The organism is Sphingobium sp. RSMS (genome assembly GCF_005406185.4).
Lineage (GTDB): Bacteria > Pseudomonadota > Alphaproteobacteria > Sphingomonadales > Sphingomonadaceae > Sphingobium > Sphingobium fuliginis.
This window is the reverse complement of record NZ_CM191258.1, coordinates 995,330-1,014,101: the sequence shown is the minus strand read 5'-3', so window position 1 is coordinate 1,014,101 and position 18,772 is coordinate 995,330. Positions and strand designations below refer to the sequence as shown.

Annotated in this window: 18 protein-coding genes; 4 read left to right on the top strand and 14 right to left on the bottom strand. The window is 64.8% G+C overall.

Annotation, left to right across the window (positions count from 1 at the left end; all coding sequences use genetic code 11):
* The 3 genes from bcsA to EGM87_RS22555 are packed head-to-tail and all read right to left on the bottom strand — an operon-like array spanning position 1 to position 5,392.
* On the bottom strand, positions 1-4,326 hold the full coding sequence (gene bcsA / locus EGM87_RS22565; RefSeq protein ID WP_137708756.1) for a UDP-forming cellulose synthase catalytic subunit: 4,326 nt from the start codon (positions 4,324-4,326) through the stop codon (positions 1-3).
* Positions 4,326-5,063 (bottom strand): cellulose synthase operon protein YhjQ/BcsQ, encoded by a 738-nt coding sequence (locus EGM87_RS22560; protein WP_025550001.1) that lies wholly within the window; start codon positions 5,061-5,063, stop codon positions 4,326-4,328. The genes bcsA and EGM87_RS22560 overlap by 1 nt, the downstream gene beginning before the upstream one ends.
* Positions 5,063-5,392 (bottom strand): hypothetical protein, encoded by a 330-nt coding sequence (locus tag EGM87_RS22555; protein ID WP_061935063.1) that lies wholly within the window; start codon positions 5,390-5,392, stop codon positions 5,063-5,065. Before EGM87_RS22555 ends, EGM87_RS22560 begins: the two co-directional genes overlap by 1 nt.
* Positions 5,393-5,540: 148 nt before the next feature.
* Between EGM87_RS22555 and EGM87_RS22550 the strand changes: the two genes are divergently transcribed.
* Positions 5,541-6,298, top strand: a protein-coding gene (locus tag EGM87_RS22550; protein ID WP_137708757.1) for an IS5 family transposase whose coding sequence is annotated in 2 segments (ribosomal slippage) — positions 5,541-5,874 and positions 5,874-6,298 — 759 coding nt in all. Because the reading frame shifts where the segments join, the coding sequence is not laid out codon by codon here.
* 429 nt (positions 6,299-6,727) lie between these two features.
* Here the strand turns inward: EGM87_RS22550 and EGM87_RS22545 are convergent.
* Complete coding sequence (locus EGM87_RS22545; RefSeq protein WP_099186597.1) at positions 6,728-8,098, bottom strand: FAD/NAD(P)-binding protein; 1,371 nt, start codon at positions 8,096-8,098, stop codon at positions 6,728-6,730.
* 253 nt (positions 8,099-8,351) lie between these two features.
* On the opposite strand from EGM87_RS22545, the gene yaaA reads away from it, so the two are divergent.
* On the top strand, positions 8,352-9,104 hold the full coding sequence (yaaA, locus tag EGM87_RS22540; RefSeq protein WP_099187046.1) for a peroxide stress protein YaaA: 753 nt from the start codon (positions 8,352-8,354) through the stop codon (positions 9,102-9,104).
* Between the two features lie 85 nt (positions 9,105-9,189).
* On the opposite strand, the gene EGM87_RS22535 is transcribed toward yaaA, so the two are convergent.
* The 8 genes from EGM87_RS22535 to EGM87_RS22500 form a co-directional block, all read right to left on the bottom strand.
* Positions 9,190-10,080 (bottom strand): Ros/MucR family transcriptional regulator, encoded by an 891-nt coding sequence (locus EGM87_RS22535; RefSeq protein ID WP_099186596.1) that lies wholly within the window; start codon positions 10,078-10,080, stop codon positions 9,190-9,192.
* A gap of 173 nt (positions 10,081-10,253) precedes the next feature.
* Positions 10,254-10,601, bottom strand: a complete 348-nt coding sequence (locus EGM87_RS22530) for a hypothetical protein (RefSeq protein ID WP_099186595.1) — start codon at positions 10,599-10,601, stop codon at positions 10,254-10,256.
* Between the two features lie 31 nt (positions 10,602-10,632).
* The gene (locus tag EGM87_RS22525) at positions 10,633-10,779 is read right to left on the bottom strand and encodes a hypothetical protein (protein ID WP_171407208.1); all 147 of its coding nucleotides are present in this window, start codon (positions 10,777-10,779) and stop codon (positions 10,633-10,635) included.
* Between the two features lie 671 nt (positions 10,780-11,450).
* Positions 11,451-11,828: an acyltransferase family protein gene (locus EGM87_RS22520; RefSeq protein ID WP_044661060.1), complete on the bottom strand. Its 378-nt coding sequence runs from the start codon at positions 11,826-11,828 to the stop codon at positions 11,451-11,453.
* Between the two features lie 72 nt (positions 11,829-11,900).
* A complete protein-coding gene (locus tag EGM87_RS22515) occupies positions 11,901-12,317 on the bottom strand; it encodes an acyltransferase family protein (RefSeq protein ID WP_084694358.1) in 417 nt (138 codons plus the stop codon).
* 86 nt (positions 12,318-12,403) lie between these two features.
* Entirely contained in the window at positions 12,404-12,979 is a 576-nt protein-coding gene (locus EGM87_RS22510; protein WP_025550008.1) for a pseudouridine synthase, read from the bottom strand.
* A gap of 6 nt (positions 12,980-12,985) precedes the next feature.
* A complete protein-coding gene (locus EGM87_RS22505) occupies positions 12,986-14,131 on the bottom strand; it encodes a cupin domain-containing protein (protein ID WP_025550009.1) in 1,146 nt (381 codons plus the stop codon).
* A 61-nt stretch (positions 14,132-14,192) separates the two neighbouring features.
* Positions 14,193-14,645: a hypothetical protein gene (locus EGM87_RS22500; RefSeq protein ID WP_007686433.1), complete on the bottom strand. Its 453-nt coding sequence runs from the start codon at positions 14,643-14,645 to the stop codon at positions 14,193-14,195.
* Positions 14,646-14,717: 72 nt separating this feature from the next.
* Here EGM87_RS22500 and EGM87_RS22495 point away from each other — a divergent pair, with 72 nt between their 5' ends.
* Both EGM87_RS22495 and EGM87_RS22490 read left to right on the top strand, forming a co-directional pair.
* Positions 14,718-15,398 (top strand): spermine/spermidine synthase domain-containing protein, encoded by a 681-nt coding sequence (locus EGM87_RS22495; RefSeq protein ID WP_025550010.1) that lies wholly within the window; start codon positions 14,718-14,720, stop codon positions 15,396-15,398.
* Positions 15,399-15,683: 285 nt separating this feature from the next.
* A complete protein-coding gene (locus EGM87_RS22490) occupies positions 15,684-16,271 on the top strand; it encodes an outer membrane protein (protein WP_025550011.1) in 588 nt (195 codons plus the stop codon).
* 60 nt (positions 16,272-16,331) lie between these two features.
* Here the strand turns inward: EGM87_RS22490 and EGM87_RS22485 are convergent, their stop codons facing one another.
* Both EGM87_RS22485 and EGM87_RS22480 read right to left on the bottom strand, forming a co-directional pair.
* Positions 16,332-16,850 carry a GNAT family N-acetyltransferase gene (locus tag EGM87_RS22485; protein ID WP_044661061.1) on the bottom strand — a complete coding sequence of 173 codons (519 nt, stop codon included), beginning with the start codon at positions 16,848-16,850 and terminating at the stop codon, positions 16,332-16,334.
* 166 nt (positions 16,851-17,016) lie between these two features.
* Positions 17,017-18,765 carry an MFS transporter gene (locus tag EGM87_RS22480; RefSeq protein ID WP_025550013.1) on the bottom strand — a complete coding sequence of 583 codons (1,749 nt, stop codon included), beginning with the start codon at positions 18,763-18,765 and terminating at the stop codon, positions 17,017-17,019.
* Positions 18,766-18,772: the final 7 nt, after the last annotated feature.

Genomic DNA, 18,772 nt, shown 5'->3' with positions numbered 1-18,772 from the left:
TCATTTCACCGCTTCGAGGCGCTTGGTTTCCTGCCGCTTGAACAGCAGATAGACCGGTGCGGAGATGAGGAAGGCGACCAGCAGGCCACCCAGGGCGATCAGGAACGGCCGCTGGCTCATCCAATAGGCGATCTTCATCCAGACCGGCAGCGATCCGACCCAATAGCCGTCCCCCACCGCAAAGCTCGCCATGCCTTCGCCGTCCACCACCGAAAGATCGCCCTGCACCTGCGCGTTGATCCTGGTGTCGTTGAGGCCGTTGACCAGCGCCGGCAGCGCTTCGGGATCGCTGGCCAGCAGCGCGACGACGCTGCGGCCGGTGTCGAAGGGCGACTGGAAGCCGACGATGCCGCTGAAGCTGTCGGACCCGGAGAAGAAGCCGTCGACCGTGCCGCTGTCGCTGCGCTCATAGGGGGAGAAGAGGTCGAAGGCCCGCTCCACCGGCGTGCGTTCGGTGACGCGCAGCCGGCCGTCCTGGTAAAAGACGGGCGCGCCGGAAAAGAGCGATTCCGACTGGGCGATCTGGACCGGGCCGATGACCAATATGTCCTTGCCCGCCATGCGCGCGGCATCGACCGACCGGGTGACGCTGGCCCGGATCGCGGGTGCGCCGGTCGCGTCCCCGAAACGGCCCATGACGTTCAGGAAGGCCTCGACCACGGCGGCCGTCGGATCGCCGGGCAGCAGGACGACCGTCTCCGCCATGTCGGGCCGCACGGTGAAGGGATAGCCCCCGCCCGCGAAGCTCGCCAGATTGGGCATGTGCAGCGCATGATAGGCGTGGCCGAGGTCGATCGAGCTTTCCGGCAAGATGCTGACGCGCACATTGTCGGGCAACATCCCCTCGCAGCGCTGCTTGGACTGGACCAGCAGATTATAGTCGAACACCAGCGAGTTCTGGCCGAACAGGTCGTAGCGCGGCAGCACGACGTCGGCGCGCGACGTATAGGCCGTGGGCCGTCCGCCGCCGAACCATTTGTCCCACCAATGTTCGCCGGTCAGCGGCAGGGTGGTCAGATATTGGCCGTTCATCGACAGGTCGAGGCGCGAGCGGGACTTGTCCAGCCAGGGGGCGGACGGATAGCGGTAGCGCAGGTCGAGCTTGGCCCCCTGGCGCGGCCAGAAGAACAGGTCGGGCGCGACATGGAAACCGGCGCTGAGCGGGCCGGGCGGCAGGCCGATGCCCTGCAGGGCATAGCGCGGCACGATCTCGCCCAGGCGCACCGGCCGGTCGGTGCGCAGCCAGCGCGGCGCGGAATAGCGGGGGAAGGAGGGCAGGCGCACGCCGTCCAGCGACGCGCTCGCCCCGCCCAGCATGCCCCGTCCGATGGCGAGCGCCGCGGCCGCCTGCTTCAACTGCTTCTCGTCGCTGCCGCTGACGATCAGCAACTGGCCCTCGCTGTCCACCGGATTGGTGATGATGGTGGCGGCGGACCCCCCGGGAAGGTTGATGCCGGGAATGCGGCGGCCCGGCGTCACGAACAGCACGGCGTTGCCGGCGGGGATCTGGCCAAAGCTGGGCTTGAAGGAATAGCCGCGATAGCTGGCCATGCCGCCGAACCAGGATGCGGTGCTGGCCGCCGCCTCCAGCTCGCCATTGGTGGGCTTGCCCGCGAAGACGAAGGGCAGTTTCAGCGCCACATTCTCGTTGCGGTCGAAAAAGGGCGCGGGCAGGCGCGCGAGGTCGGGCTTCAGCGGCAGCGACTGGGTGGTGATGTTCAGCACCGACCGCGTGTTGCTGACATTGGCCCAGAGCGAGCTGTGGAAGGGGTCTTCGCAGTCGCGGGTGTAATGGCCGATGAAGCGCAGGTTGAGCGAATTGTCGCCCGGCAGGAACAGCGCCGGGTTGATCGGCACGGTCACCGTCTGCGTCGTGCCGTCCGAAGGCCGAAGCGGCAGGGCGTTGACCACTTCTCCGTTCAGCAGGACGACGATCTGGCTGAGGTCGCCCAGCAGCGAGGGCGAGAAGTTGAAGGCCAGGGTCAGAGAGGCGCCGGTCACGACCTGATTGCTGCGCAGGCCGAAGGGAATGCCATATTCGCCGCGCGTTCCGGCGAGGCGGATGGGGTTCTTGACCTGCAGGTCCTTGAGCAGCAGCCGCTGCGGCTTGCCGCCCGCCGCCGGGACCGGCGTGGCCGCGGCGGGGGTGCTCGCCGGCACGGCGGGAACCGCATTGGCGGAAGTGGTGGCGAGCGCCCCGGCGGCCGCGGCGGCGGCCATGGCGCGCATCGCCTTCTTCCGGCGGCGCGGCAGGCGCCATATGTCGATGATCGTGTCGATGCCCACGCTGAAAATATCCCTGATGGATTTGAGGCCGGCGACCGGCGCCAGCGGCTTGTCCGATTGCCACGCATCGGCGCGGCCCATGACGGCGCGCACCAGATGACGGGCATGCACCATGTCGAGCGGCTGGAAGCGCAGCTTGGCCCGGCCGTTATCCAGGCGAACCGTGTCGACCGGAATGGTCAGCGTCTCGTCGCCCATCGGCAGCGAGATGTCCGTGACCTTGCGCCCCTGGAGCGCGAAACCGTCCGGCAGCTCCGCCGCCAGCCCGCCCAATGAAATGTCCACGGTCGTCCCGTCCACGACATAGCCGTCGTCGAAATAGAGCGTCACGGGCATTTGCGCGGTGATGCGGATATTCTCGCGTACCTGCCGCTGTTCCCGTGCGACCGAAATCGCCGCGATCAGGATCAGCAGGCTGAAGCTCGCCCATGCGGTGTTCAGCAGCACCGTGTCCCACTGGGCGTCGAACAGGAGGGGGAAGTTCAGCTTCACGAAGCCGAAGATCACGCCGAACACCAGCAGCAGCGCGGTGATGACATGCGGCCGCACCGTGGTGCCGTCGAAATAGGTCTGGTCCAGCAGGCCGCCCTTGTCGGTCACGTTGAACTTGCCCTTGCGCGGGTTCAGCAGCGTGAACAGCGTCGGCTTCACCAGATGGAAGGCGAGCAGCGTTTCGTAGATCTCGCCCCAGAAGGGCCGCCGGTCGCCGCCCTGGATGCGCTCGCTCGACATGGTGGAGATGAACAGGTGCGGCAGCGCATAGGCGAAGATCAGCGCGGCCGACGCATGGATGATGTTCTGTCCGCCGATCAGATAGGCGAGCGGCGACGTCAGGAACACGATGCGCGGCAGCGGAAACTGGAAATGCAGCATCGCGTTCAGGTAGCAAAGCCGCTGGTGCCAGTTCAGGCCCGGCCCGAACAGCGGATTGTCGATCCGCATGATCTGCGTCATGCCGCGCGCCCAGCGGATGCGCTGGCCGACATGCAGCACCAGCCGCTCGGTCGCGAGGCCCGCCGACAGGCGGATGCCGATATAGGCGGTGTTCCAGCCCATGCGCTGCAGTTTCAGCGCGGTATGCGCGTCCTCCGTCACCGTCTCGCCGGCAAAGCCGTTGGTCTGCTCCAGCGCGGATCGGCGGATGACCGCGCACGACCCGCAGAAGAAGGTCGCGTTCCATAGGTCGTTGCCCTTCTGCACCGCGCCGTAGAACAGGTCGCCTTCGCCCGGCAGTTCCTTCACATTGCCCAGGTTCCGCTGCACCGGATCGGGCGAATAGAAATGGTGCGGCGTCTGCATCAGCGCCAGCCGCGCGTCCTTCTGGAACCAGCCGACCGTCATCTGCAGGAAGGCGCGGGTGGGGACGTGGTCGCAGTCGAAGATCGCGATCAGTTCCCCGTCGGTCTTCTTCATCGCGGCGTTCAGATTGCCCGCCTTGGCGTGCAGATTGTCGGCCCGCGTCAGGTAGCCGCAGCCGGCCTGCCGCGCGAAGGCCCGGAATTCGGGGCGGCGGCCGTCGTCCAGGATATAGACGTGGAAGCGGTCGCGCGGATAATCCATGTCCATCGCCGCGAAAACCGTGTTCTGGACTATCGCCAGGCTCTCATTATAGGTGGGGATATAGACGTCGATGACCGGCCATTGATCGGGCTCGCCCTCGATCTCCACGACCGGGCGGTCCAGCGGCCAGCTCGTCTGCAACAGGCCCAGGACCAGGATGACCCAGGCGTAGAGTTCCGCCAGATAAAGGCCGGTGCCCAGCAGGGCCGCGGGCAGGCTGTCGAAGTCCAGCGTGTGCGTCGTGCGCCAGAACAGATAGCGGGTGGATACCAGCAGCGACAATATGCCGATGGCGATGGTCGACCGCTTGCCGGGCGAACGGTTGAACAGGATCACGCCCGCCATGGTGGTCAGCGCGAATATCCACTGCGATTCCAGGTCGAGCGGCACCGTCACCACGACGATGACGACGGCAGCCACGAAGAGCCCCGCCGCAAGCCTGAGAAGGGCCTGCGGGGCGAATTGGGAAGGGAGGGACATCAGGCGTCTCCTGTAACCTCGATGTTCGCCTCTCCCGGGGCGGGTTTCAGTCCGATGCGCTCTTCCACGGCGTCGGCGAACAGGCGCAGGTCCTGCAACGCGGCGCTCGGCGGCGCATATTTGCTGATGAGTTCGAACCGCGCGAGCGCTTCGTTGACGGCCTCGTCGCGGCGGATGGTGGCCAGCAACTGGTCCCCGAACAGGTCGCGAACGAAGCTGTGGCTGTGGCGCGACAGCTTCTGCCGGTCGTCCAGCTGGTTGAGGACGAAGACGGTGCGGTCCAGCTTCATCGCCGGGGCCGTCTCGCTCAGGCGGTTGAGCGTGGCGAGCGACGCGGCGGTGGGCAGAAGGGGACAGATATGCAGCACGCAGCGGGGCATCAGCAGTTCCAGCAGGTGCCGGTCCTCCGATGCGACATCGACGATCCAGATATGGCCGGGATCGAACATCCGCTCGAACTCCCGGTCCACCCGCGCCGCGAAGGCGGCGGAGCGGCTCTGGCCATGGCCCTGCATGACGCTGACCCCGAAGGCCACCAGCGGTTCGCCGCCGCCCGCGCCCCATTCCGGCACGGCCTGCGCCGGCATGAAGCCGAAATGCATCTTCAGCGAATCCTGGAAGGTGCAGTCGAGCGCGTTGACCTCATAGCCCTTGCCGGCAAGGTGCAGGGCGAGCTGGGCCGCCAGGAAAGTCGTGCCGGTGCCCCCCTTGGGCGATTGAAGCAGGATGACGGCCATCAATCCAGCTCCGAGAAGCGGTTGAAGAATTCCTTGAGGTCGACATTGTTCTTCGGCGCCGCCCGCCGCTGGGGCGCGCCATATTGGGCGAAGATCTGATTCGGCGCGGCCTGGGGCTGCGATGTCCTGGCGGCGGGGGCGGGCCGTTCGTCCTGCTGGACCTGCCGGACGGGCAGCCGTGCGGCGTCATCGCCCACCACCTTCTGGTCGCCCAGCACGGCCGCGAAAATGGGCCATAATTCCGTTTCCGAGAACCGGTCCTCAAATTCGCGATAGGCGAAGTCCTTGCGGTTCAGCTTCTCCAGCAGTTTGCGAGCATCGCGGCGCATTGGCCCCCCATATGCGTGAACGGTAAGTAGTTTGTTGCTTATAGCTAATTTACTATATCTTTCTTAGGGTCCAAACCCAATCAGCCTATTGAAAATCTGCGTTCACTTTGATTCAGGGGGTCTCCGCTGAAGCTGGAGGCTGTTTGGAATGTCGCGTTCGTTGTTCTGGTTGTCGGATGAAGCGTGGACAGCGATTGAGCCGCACTTGCCGAAGAACCAGCCCGGAGCGCGAAGGGTCGATGATCGCAGGGTGATCTCGGGCATCATTCACATGCTCAAGTGCGGTGGCCGCTGGGCGGATTGCCCTTCTGAATACGGCCCTTCGACGACGGTCTACAATCGCTGGAACCGGTGGAGCCGCCGGGGCATCTGGACCCGTATCCTGGCGGCGCTGACCGAGGAAGGCTGGATCGCGGAGACTGGCCAGATCGACAGCAGCTACATCAAGGCCCACCGCTCTGCCGGTGGTGCAAAAGGGGGGCGCGGGCCAATGCCATTGGCATTTCGCGTGGCGGCAGGACAACGAAGATCCACGCGCTCGTCGATGTCCTCGGGCGACCACTCCGCCTCGTCCTGACGCCCGGCAACACGTCGGATGTGAAGGGCGCAGACCTACTGATTGGCGAGACCATCGGCATGAAGCGGGTGATCGCCGACCGGGGCTACGACGCCAACCGCATCCGGGCCGCCTTGCGCGAACAGGGCACAATCCCCGTGATCCCCGGTCGACGCAACCGCAAGCGCCCGATCCAGTATGACGAACGCCGTTACAAGGACCGTTGGAGGGTCGAGGCCATGTTCTGCCGCCTCAAGGATTTTCGCCGTATCGCAACCCGCTACGACAAGCTCGCCAGAAACTTCCTGTCAGCCGTAAGCCTCGCAGCCGCCGTGGCCTTCTGGCTGTGATTGAGTCTCAACCCTAATAGAATGACAGTGGGATGCGACAAAAAACTGAAAGCTGATATGGATCAAGAAAGATATGCCGATCGTTTCGCTAATAGACTGTTTCTGAACGGTATATGTCGGCAAATACATTCCACCGGGCTTTTCCGTCATGTCTCATCCGTAACGATCCGGGGCAGCAAGGATCGGTTTTGTGCCAATGAGATACAGGTGCGGCTCGATTCATGGCATTTTTTCCACCTGAACCGGATTGGATTATAAAGGGAATATCATGATCGGGCGGCTGGCGGATAAAGGCCGGTCATTTCCCTTGCGACCCGGACAAGTGTTAAACAAGCTGGAATCACTGGCGCATCATCGCCGGATAGGCGACTTCATCAGGACCATATCATGAAGTGGTGGCCGATCCCGCAAGACGGGGATCGGGCTTTACTACAAACCCTCGGCCTCGACCCAATGGGCGCCAGTGATCTCCCGCGCCAGTTCCCAAACCTGGCGGCGGATGTCGGGAACGGCGACGATTTCCCAATGGGCGCCGCGGGTCATCGGGCCGACGACGAAAAGGCGGGGCTGGGCCGATCCGTCGCGGGCTATGGCATGGCATTGGCGGTCGACATCGATGCCGATCGCCAACGGATCGGGGCGGATGTCGCCCCGCGATGCCAGGCGACGCAGCAACGGATCGTCGGTGCGCCGCAGGTCGCCCAGCGGGCCGGTGCAATTGACGACCCTGGCGAAGGCGACGGTCTCGCCCTCTTCCCGGCCACGACGACGCAGATGCACATGGATCGTGCCGCCCTCCGGAACAGCCTGCACGACCTTCGCGGCGCGGATTTCCAGCCGTCCTTCCGCCTGCATCGCCGCCAGCCGCTCCGCCACCTGCGGTGCGATGCGGTGGCGGTGTACGTCCCAATAGGGGCGCAGGTGGCGCAGGAAGCGGCTGCGCTCCTCCGCGCTGGCGGCCCGCCACATATCCTGGGTGAAGCGGCGAAGTTCATCCACGGCATTGCGCCAGCCGATTTCCGCGCTGCGCCTGCGCAGCGTCCGGACCAGCGTGGAAGCGGCGCCCTTCGGCCGGTCGCTGCGCGGCGCATAGGGGGGTGCCGGCGCATGGCTTTGTGGCGCCAGCCCACGGCGGGATAGGGCGACGATCCGCCCCCGGAACCCGGCACGATCCAGGCTGAGCGCGCAATCCACCGCCGTCAGCCCGCTGCCGAGCAGCAGCACCCGATCGCTGTCCTGCAAGCCCGCCGCGATGGTCGCCGCCCAGGGATCGTTCACATAGACGGCGTTCTCGGGGCCGTCCCTGTCGCGCAATCCGGCAAAGGCGGGCAGGTCGTGCGGCGGCAGATTGCCGGGCGCCAGCGCCACGATGTCGGCTTCGATCCCGCCCCCGGAACGCAGGACGACGCATATGCCGTCGTCGCGCAGCTGCAGGTCGACGGCATCGCCGTTCAATATGGTCAGCCTGTCCGCGGCCTGCCCCCGCATCTGGTCCAGCATGGCGCTGAGATAGGCGCCATAGTCGCGCCGGGTGGCGAAGCTGCCTTCCTGGCCCAGTCCCTGCTGCTTCAGCCAGTCGGTGAAATGATCGGGGCTGTCGGGCAAAGCGCTCATATTGGCGGCGCGCACGTTGAGAACATGGCCGGCATGCGCCGCTCCATAGGCGAGGCCCCGGCCCATCCGTTCTTCATGGCGCTCCACCATCGTCACGCGCAACGCACCATGACGAAGCAGGTTGATGGCGAGCAGCGTGCCGCTGAACCCTCCTCCGATAATGGCGGCGTGATCGACCTTCAGCATGGATCAGGCATTTTTCCATAACAGCGGTTGGCCCGGATGGCGCGGCGGACCATGGAAGAAGCAGGATCGCAACTGTCCCAACCCCTTCCGCCCGAACGCATTTCCCAAGCCTAGGAGCGGACAGGCAATAGGGGCAAGCCCCATTGTGGACAAGGGTCGCGGCAATGCCGATCCGGCGTCATGGAACGCCGTCGGCAATATGCTGTGCAACGGCATTTTGACGCATGGGCGGCCGCTCGCTACGGAGGCTGGCATGATCGCACTGCTATCCCCCGCCAAGACGCTTGATTTCGAACGCGCGCTGCCGCCCCTGCCCGTCACCACCCCGCATTTCGCCGAAGAGGCGCGCGACCTGGCCAGATCGGCCGCCAACCTTTCGCAGAAGCGGTTGTCGGAGTTGATGCATATCTCGCCGCGCCTGGCGAAGCTCAATGCCGACCGCTTCCGCGATTTTGCCGACTTGCCCGAACGGCAGGCTTTGTTCGCCTTCGCCGGCGATGTCTATACAGGTTTCGAAGCCAGTACGCTGGACGAAGCGGCGGTCGCCTTCGCGCAGGACCATGTCCGGATGCTGTCGGGCCTTTATGGCCTGTTGCGGCCGCTGGACGCGATCCGGCCCTACCGGCTGGAGATGGGGACGCGCTGGGCGCCGCGCCACAAGAAGCTGACCGACTGGTGGGGCGATCGCATCGCTGAACTGCTCCGCGGGCAGATCGCGGAGGAGGGGTCGGGCGTGGTCCTCAACCTCGCCAGCCAGGAATATTTCGCGGCGGTGGAAGGCAAGCTGGCGGGCATCCGCATCATCGACGTCGATTTTCGCGAGCCCGGTCCCGACGGACCGCGCTTCGTCAGTTTCAAGGCCAAGCGCGCCCGGGGCATGATGGCCCGATGGATGTGCGAGCATCGCATAACCGACGTCGATGCGATGCGCGGCTTCGACAGCGACGGCTATCGCTTCGATGCCGGGGAGAGCGAGCCCGATCGCTGGCGCTTCACTCGGGCCTGAGCGGGCTTGCCGCCGTTCCGTTGCTACGACCGCCCGGATGGCCGGATGGGAAGCGAGGTCGTGATCGCTCGCTTCCCACCCATGATCAGGATTTGGCGGTCGCGGCTTCGGACGTCTTTTCCTCGCCGCCCAGATGCGAACTGGCTGCTTCCAATGCCGCCTTCAGCGACTTGGGCTTGGCGGTTCCATTGGCCTTCGCAGGAGCGGCCTTCTTTACCGGGGCCTTTTCCTGCGCAGGGGCCTTGGAAGCGGCGGCAGCCTTGCCGTCCGCCTTGTCGCCCTTGGCGGCGGCGATCGAAAGGCGCTGGCGCGGCTCCTTCCTGTCCTTCCTGGCGGAGGCCGGCGCCGCGGCGCGATTGCTGCGGTTCGATATGACGGGGGCGGGCCCATCCTTCGCCTTGTTCGTCTTTGGCGCTGCGGCCTTAGCAGGCGCCGCGGCCTTCGCCGGCGCATCGGACCCGGCGCCGGGAGCAGCCCTTTCCGATGATTTGGGCGCTGCCGCCTTGGGCGCGGCGGCGGGGCTTGCCGGAGTGGCCGCTGCCTTCGCAGGGGCTGCGGCCTTCGTAGCGACGACCGGCTTACGGCCCAGGCCGGCCTTTTCCGCGACGGCGCGACGCGCCTGCGAATAGCTTTGCGCCACCAGCGGATAGGTGCTGGGCAGCTTGTAGCGTTCCCGATATTGTTCCGGCGTCAGGCCATGGGCGGCCAGATGGCGCTTCAAGGTCTTGTACGGCCTGCCGTCGATCAGGCTGAGGATATGATCGGGCGAGGCGAGGCTCTTGCGCACCGAAACCGCAGGCGTGAAGGTTTCGGCAGCGGGCTCGGCAATGGTCGCCGTGGCATTTTCCGTCAGCGCCGTGCGGGTGGTCTTGATCAGATCGGCCAGGCTTTCGCTCGGAACGCTGTTTCGCGAGACATAAGCGCTGAGCAACTGGACGGTAAGGGCAGTGATGTCGTTCTTGTCTTCGTCGGCCATGTGAGCGAACCCGTTTCAGGAGGATGTTAGCGCTATTTGCGCAAATCGACACAGATTGTAAATGTCGGATTTCCAGTAAATGGTCTTCTATGCCTGTATTTGCCGGCAATCGATCCAATGTCGGAAAGTCGATCCCGTTCCATGATCGTCAAATCGGCGTGCGTGATCGGGCATCAATCCTTCTCAATGACATCGGTCCTGGGCATGAGGCGGCAGTCGCGCCAGTTCCGGTCGCCCCTGGGCACGAAAGACACATAGTCGCCGTCGATGATGAGGGCCGCCCGGGGGCTTCGATAATATCGGCCCAGCGATATTGCCCCGCGTTTGAGCGTGAGCTGCCCGTCCTTCCAGACGACAGTGGCGCGGTCGGCATCGGCGCGGACGGAAAAGCGCCGTCCGGCGGCGCACTGGACCTCTATGTCGGCGTCCGGGCGTTGTGCGCCTGCCGGCGCGAGGGTCGCGGCCGCCGCCACTATGGCGGCCATCGGCATGAAGGCGCCGGGGAAAGAGCGGCATGTCATTGCTGGAGCCTTGTTGGAACGGACTTCCTCCCTAACTCGCCGTCGAGTCGTCGGTTCCTGTGGCGAGGGCGTTGGCGATCATGGCGGCCAGCGTCTCCTCCGCCCGCTGCTTGACGCCCGCATCCTTGGACAGCAGGTCGTGCCTGATCCATTGCGGCGCCCGACTGAGAATAGCCATGATCAGATTCGTCGTCTTCTCGTCCATGCAACCGCTATGCGGGCGCTGTTTGCTTCCGGCAACCGCAAAAGGAATCACCCAGATCAAGCTGCGCCTTGGGCGTCGCGGACAATGGCCGCCGCGGTCATGGCGGAACGGCCCCGCACCTTGACCGATGTTGAACCTGCGCGGTGCTGAGTTGTTGCGGCGTATCGCGAATTTTCGATGGGTTTGCCACGAAGCATGTCAGGCTATGAACCATGCCCGAACAGGTCGACGAAGATGCTGTTGCACCTCCATCCTGTTTTCAGCAATGATATTATATGAGAAATATTATTCGGGCATGGTCCGACCATTTATGGCGTGGCAGCTAGGCGTGTCGGCCCCGCTGCCAAAACGCGGGGGAAGTCTTCAGTCGTCCATCCGAATTAAATCACCGGATGAACGGGTCTGGGCCGCCCACGGCGCGGAGGTCGAAGGGGCTCTTGATGGAGCATCGATCTTCTCGTGCCTGTAGAAGGGCTCGACGACAAGCTTGTTCCTCTCGCTATCGAGGTTGCGTTGCAGTTCCTGCGACTATTCGTCCGACGTCTCCCTAAGTCGATGGGAAAAAGATCGATGAGGCCCGATTCCATGAGGAACGATTTACCGCTTGGCCAAGCCGCGGGGCATCGATGCTCGCAGCAGCCTGTTCATTGCCGAATGGCGAATGCCTTGCGCTTTACCGTGAATGTCTCGCGACGGCGGAGCCAATGCTGCACCGGCCGGTCCAGCAGGGCGAAGCCAGGGATGGACGCAAGCATGGCCATCGGCAGCATGGTGATCGCCAAGGCAATATCGCTTGCGGCCCCGGCGCCTGACCACCTTTCCATGAATGTGATCATCGGCCGGTGAACGAGATAGAGAGCGAAGGAGGCCGCTCCCAGCGATTGCAGCCCAGGCTGGCGGAGCAGATGCGATAATGCGCCCTGACCATGGGCGAATATCAATATCAGGACAGCCATCGGCGGCAGGAAGATGAGCTGGTAGCGAAAAGCGAGGGGAACTGCGAACCATTCCACGGCGACCATGGTCGCCGGCAGCGAAATGGCCGCAAGCGCTTCCGTTGCGCTCGTCGCCCATCGTCGTCCGATGCCCGATCGCTAGGCCCGGCACAGCAGGATGCCCGCGATGAATTCGAACAGCCGGGTAAGCGGGAACACATAGAAGATCCAGTCCACCCATGGCGAATAACCCGCGACCGTAAGGGCTGTAAAACAGCTTCCCGCCACGATCAGGACCATGCCGGCGATGAAGACCGCGCGCAGCACCGGCTCGCGCCATTTCAAAAGCCATGGGAAAAGCGCATAGAAGAACAGCTCGTCGGACAGGCTCCAGGAGGGGCCGTTGAGCGAATAATGGACCAACGGGTCTGGAGACCAGCTATGATCAACTGGACGGTCGAAGTGGGCGCAACCGACGATGCCAGCGATATTCGCACGACGTTGCGCATACCCTTTAGCTTGAACTAGACCAGATTTCGACCCGTCGGTTCGGCCGCTCTGGATCTGTGTTTTCACCGCCTTTTCCGGGTCGGCAGAGGATTGCTCCTGCTTGGAATATGCTCTGGCGCGGCGATCCGGTTATATCGGATGGGCGGGACACTCTACTGCGCGCCTGGTCGGACCCTGCCCTGTTCTGCCGCCGCTTCGCGCCATTGTCCCTGCGCGATGCCGTTGAGCGTCCAGTCCCCGATCCGCCACCGCACCAGCCGCAAAGTCGGGTGCCCCAGGGCAGCCGTCATGCGCCTGACCTGTCGGTTGCGTCCTTCGCGGATCGTCAGGCTCAGCCAGCAATCCGGCACGCTCTTGCGAAACCGGACCGGGGGATCGCGGGGCCAGAGGGGGGGCGCGTCGATGCGTTCGACCTGCGCGGGCAGGGTCAGGCCGTCCTTCAGGCGCACGCCACGCCGCAGCGCCGCCAGCGTCGCCCCGTCCGGGTCCCCCTCCACCTGCACGAGATAGGTCTTGGGCATCTTGAAACGCGGGTCGGCTATCCGCGCCTGCAGGCGGCCGTCGTCGGTCAGCAGCAACAATCCCTCGCTGTCGAGGTCGAGCCGGCCCGCCGGATAGAAGCCGGGGCGGTCGATATAGGCGGCCAGCGTCGGACGGGGCGGGCCCGTCCGTTCATCGCTGAACTGGCAGAGCACGCCATAAGGCTTGTTGAACAGGATCAGCGCCATGACGGATCAGTCCGCATCGAACGCCAGGCTGCCCTGGTCGATCAACGCCGCAACCAGCGTGACCACGGCGGCGGAGGCCGCGAGTTCCGCATCCACGACCATGGCCGGTTCCATGCACAGCCCCTCGGCCAGTCGCGCCGTGTCGCCGTCGCAATCGAAGCCATGGCCGTCCACGAACAGCAGCAGTTCCGGCTCTCCCTGGCGGATGAAGGAAAAGCGGCTGGCGGGATTGCGGCTGAGCGGCACGCCCTGAGCCAGAAGGGCGCGCACCGTCGCTTCGTCCGCCGGCTCATCCGGCCGCCAATCCATGTCCGCCGACTTGGGCAGGCTGTTGTAAAGGCCGAACCAGCGGGCGAAGGCGCGGCGGTCGGACAGCGCCTCCAGCACCATGGCATGCATCCGGTCGAGGGCCGACGCCGCGATCTCACCGGCATTGGGCTGGATGATGAGGTCGGGATCGGCATAGCGATCCTCGTCCACCATGTCGTCGGCCTGATGCCGGCACCAGTTTTCGATTAGTTCGGCGCGGGACGGCGCGCGGAAGCCGATGGAATAGGTCATGCAGTCCCCGCCCACCGCCACGCCGTCATGCGTGAAGCAGGGCGGGACATAGAGAATGTCTCCGGGTTCGAGGACATAGTCCCCCGTCGCCTCGAAATCGGGGATCAGGCGCAGGTCGTCATGCGGCAGCAGCGGCGTTGCGGAATCGCATCGCGGGCCGACGCGCCAGCGCCTCTTGCCCAGGCCCTGCACCAGGAACACGTCATATTGGTCGAAATGCGGCCCGACGCCGCCCCCGTCGGTAGCATAGCTGACCATCACATCGTCGATGCGCCAGTCGGGTATGAAGCGGAAGGGTTGGATCAACGCCGCGACATCGGGCACATGATGGTCGACCGCCTGCACCAGAAGTGTCCAGGCGTCGCCGAGTTCGGTGAAACGATCCTCCGGCAGCGGGCCGCTTTCCATGGCGAGCCTATCCGCCTGCCGGGTGATGAGGCGCGATTCGACGCCCTCCTCGCAGGCGAGGCCGGCCAGCTCGTCCGGCTCCAGCGGGTTGCGCCACGCGCTCCACGGGTTGCGGATCAGCAGCGGGCGCTTCTGCCAATGGTGGCGCAGGAACAGGTCAATGTCGAAACGGGCGAGGTGCATGCCCCGCCCATGCGCCGTCCTGCACCCGCTGTCAAAGAAAGGAACCGCGCCAGCGCGCCGTTCAGACGGCCCAGTTCAGGTAGAAGTCCTTGAGCGCGTGCGCATCATGGAGGGCGTTGTGCGGCATCCGGCTGTTGGACGCGGCGCTGAACCCCGCGCCGTTGATGAGTTCAAGGCGCAGCCCGTCCAGCCTGATCATCTCGGCCGGGCCGGTCACGAGCAGGGCGCAGAAATGGGCGAGGTCATCGGGCCAGTCGGCGATGATAAGCGGATCGCGGTCATGCGCCAGATAGGCTTCCAGATGCTGGGCGGCCTCCACCCGGTTCAACTGATGGTCGACGCCCGGCGGCACGAAGCGCAGATAGGGAATCACATTCTTCTCCACCCAGGGATGGATTTCGGCCGGCAGGGGAAGCGAGACGTAGAAATCCTGGTCTCCAATTTCGGGGACGAGCGCCAGGCTGATGAGGTCGCCGCCGAAGCCGTTGAATTCTGTATCGAGGAAATATCGCATCTCGCTCCTTTGACGCCGCGCCGCATTGCCGTAAAGCCCCCGCTGGCGGCGGACCCGCCGGGAGTAGTTGGTATGCAGGCACGCGAATTCATCGGAACGGCGCAGGTTCCCGGCGGGGAGGAACTGACCCTCTATCGCCGAGGCGGGGATTTCATGATCGTGCTCGACCGCAACGAACTGATGAGCAGCCGGATGAGCGGGTCGGAAGAGGCGCTCGCCAATCTGAGCTGCGAACGGCTGCGCGGCCGGGCGCGCCCGCATCTGCTGATCGGCGGCTATGGCATGGGCTTCACGTTGCGCGCGGCGCTGGCGGCGCTCGACGGCACGGCAACCGTCACCGTGGCGGAACTGGTGCCGGAGATCATCCAGTGGGCGCGCGGGCCGATGGCGGAACTGGCCGCGGGTTGCCTGGACGATCCGCGCGTGCGGCTGGTCCAGGCTGATGTGGCCGATCTGATCGGCACGGCGCGGGGGCTGTACGACGCCATCCTGCTCGACGTCGACAATGGGCCGGACGGCTTAGTGCGCCAGGCGAACGACCGTCTCTATTCGGCGCAGGGGATCGCGGCTGCGATCGCCGCGCTCAGGCCCGGCGGCATATTGGCGATCTGGTCCGCCGCTCCCGATGCGAGCTTCACCCGCCGCCTTTCCCGCGCTGGCCTGACGGTCGAAGAGGTTGCCGTGCGCGCCCGCAGCAACGGCAAGGGGCCACGGCACGTCATCTGGTTCGCCACGAAAAGAGCGTCCCGATAGCGCAAACGTCCGGGGTGACCCATGAACAGGGTCAGCGCGGCATGGGAATGCGCCTGCACGAACAACAGCAATAATGGTTCCGTCCTCTCATAAAAAAATCCCGGCCTCACGATCCGATGAGAAGGATCGTCCGTCATACGGGCTTATCGGCGACGTCGCTGGTGCAATTGTGCAACAAGGACAAGCTGTTGCGACCAATGAAGACCGACCGGCGGTTTACGCGGGACTATTCGAATTCTAAGTGCGGCACCCTCTGGATTTCGAAGCTTCTCGAAGGATATTGACTTGAAGAAGATCATCGCCATCGCCGCCGTCGCGGCTTCTTTCGCCTCTCCCGCCTTCGCGCAGGACGCGGTGCGCTCCAACTTCTCCGGCCCCTATGTCGGCGCCGTCGTGGGTGCCGACCATGCCGATCTCGGCGCGGACGCGCATGACACCGGGCTGCTCTATGGCGGCGTCATCGGCTATGACATCAACCTGCGGGGCGCGGTGTTCGGCATTGAAGGCGAATATGCCGATTCCGACACCAAGGATTCGAGCACCGACGTCTTCGTCGCCGGCGATCGCGTCAGCGCGCGCACCGGCCGCGATCTCTATGCCGGCATTCGCATCGGCGGCCAGGTTGCCGAAAATGTGATGCTCTATGCCAAGGGCGGCTACACCAACGCCCGCGCCAAGGGTTCCTATCAGAACGGCGCCACGATCCAGACCGCCTCGGGCAACCTTCAGGGCTATCGTCTGGGCGCTGGCGTCGAAACCAATGTGATGGGTTTCCTTGCCCGCCTCGAATATCGCTATTCGAGCTATGAGCGCGTCTTCGACGTGAAGCCCGAGCGCCACCAGGCTGCGCTGGTCGTCGGCTATCGCTTCTGACTTGGACGCGGGAGCGGCGCCCCATCGGGACGCCGCTCCCGCGGCATCTGGTTTGCCCGTTCAGCGAAATGATCTGGCGAGGATGACCAGCGTCGGATCGCCTTCCACCGGTTCGACCGCAAAGCCCTTTTCCCGCTCCAATTCTATGGTGCCGTGATTGTCGCGGCTCTCGATCGAGATCACCCGCCGCACGCCGCGCTTCTGCGCCTCGCCGGCCAGATGGTCGAGCACCGCCCAGCCGACGCCCCGGCCCTTATAATCCCCGCGCACCGATACGGCGACTTCGGCCGTGTCCATCGCATTGTCGCAGGCCAGGATGCCGGAGGCGACGAGTTCGCCCGTGGCGCCATCGAACGCCAGGATGCTTTCGCTGCGGAAATGGTCGGCATGGATCAGCGGGTCGAGTTGCTCATGACCGACATGGGGCACGGCGGAAAAGAAGCGGAAGCGTCGGTCCTCGTCGCTGACCTTGTCGAAAAAGGCCGCGAGCAGCGTCTCGTCGCTTTCCTCCGCAGGCCGGACATGGAGCTGGAGGCCCGACCGGGTCGGCAGGCTGAGGATGGTCTTGGCGTCGGTCATGAAACTGTCTCCCTTGTCAACGGCGCCAGAGTAGCTGTCGGACCGACGGCGCACCTTGATCCTCGACAATCTGGAAGGATCAGGGTGCGCCGGCAGGGAACCTCCAGGCCTTTGCTTTACCGCGTTTTCCAAGCCAGCAGATGATCCCGTCTGCTGGGAAAACGCCTTAGGCGTCGATATTGCGCCGGAAGGTTTCGGGCAGGAAGATCATTCCCAGGACGACGGTCGCCGCCGCCACCACCACCGGGTACCAGATACCGTAATAGATGTCCCCGGTCGCCGCGACCATCGCGAAGCCGATCGCCGGAAGCAGCCCGCCCAGCCAGCCATTGCCGATGTGATAGGGCAGCGACATGGAGGAGTAGCGGATGCGGCTGGGGAACAGTTCGACCAGCATGGCGGCGATCGGACCATAGACCATCGTCACCAGCAGCACGAGGTAGAAGAGCAGGGCGACGACGAGCGGCTTGTTGATCTCGGCCGGGTTCGCCTTGCCGGGATAGCCGACCCTGGCGAGTTCACCCTCGACGGCAGGGCGCGCCGCGACGGCAGGCTTGTCGCCCTCCGCCGCCCTGGCCGGGCTGGCGGGCGCGCCGATCAGTTGGGCGGTGAAGGCCGCGATGGCCGCCTTCTTCGCGTCGCCCGAAAGCCGGGACGGGTCGGGCGCCGTGAAGCGCCTGCCGCCGACCGCGACCGTTGCGACTGTGCCGGGCGCGGCGACGACGTTGGTGTAGTTGACGCCCGCCTTGGCCAGTGCGTTCTTGACGATGTCGCAGCTTGTCGTGTCGAACTTGTTCGCGCCGACCGGATCGAACTGGGAAGAACATTCCGCCGGGTCGGCCGTGACCGTGACCGGGGCGGCTGCCTGTGCCCGGGCCAGCGCCGGATTGGCGGCGTCGGTGAGCAGGTGGAAGACCGGGAACAGCGTCAGCGCGGCCAGGGCGCAGCCCGAAAGGATGATGGGCTTGCGGCCGATGCGGTCGGACAGCCAGCCGAAGAACAGGAAGAAGGGCGCTGCCATGAGGAGCGCGATGATGATGAGTGTGTTGGCGGTCAGGCCGTCGATCTTCAGCATCTTCTCCAGGAAGAACAGCGCGTAGAGCTGGCCGCAATACCAGACCACCGCCTGGCCCGCGATCGCGCCGAAAAAGGCGATGAAGACGATCCTGAGGTTCTTCCACTCACCGAAGGCTTCCTTGATCGGGGACTTGGAGCCTGTGCCCTCCGCCTTCATTTTCTGGAAAACGGGCGATTCATGCAGCTTCAGGCGCAGCCAAAGGCCAAGGACGAGGAACAGGCCGGAGACCAGATAGGGAATGCGCCAGCCCCATTCCTTGAACGCTTCCTCGCCCACGCCAGTGATGGGCGATCGGACGGTGATCACGATCAGCAGCGCCATGGCGAGCCCTGCGGTCGCGGTGATCTGAATCCAGCTCGTGTAGAAGCCCCGCCGGTTGTCGGGCGCATGCTCCGCGACATAGGTCGCCGCGCCGCCATATTCGCCGCCCAGCGCCAGCCCTTGGAACATGCGCAGCACCACCAGCATGATCGGCGCGGCGACGCCGACCGACTTGTAGGTGGGAAGGCACCCGACCAGGAAGGTGGACAGGCCCATGACCAGCAGCGTGATGATGAAGGTGTAGCGCCGCCCGAACAGGTCGCCGATGCGGCCGAAGACGAGGGCGCCGAAGGGACGGACGATGAACCCCGACGCGAAGATCAGCAGCGCCATGATGAAGGAGGTGGTCGGGTTGAGGCCCGTCAGGAACTGCGCCGCGATGATCGCGGTCAGCAGCCCGTAGAGGTAGAAATCATACCATTCGAACACGGTGCCGAGCGAGCTGGCGGTGATGATCAGCTTTTCGCTTCGCGTCGCCTCATGATGTTTTGGCAGTCCGTCATATGTCGAAGCCATAACCGTC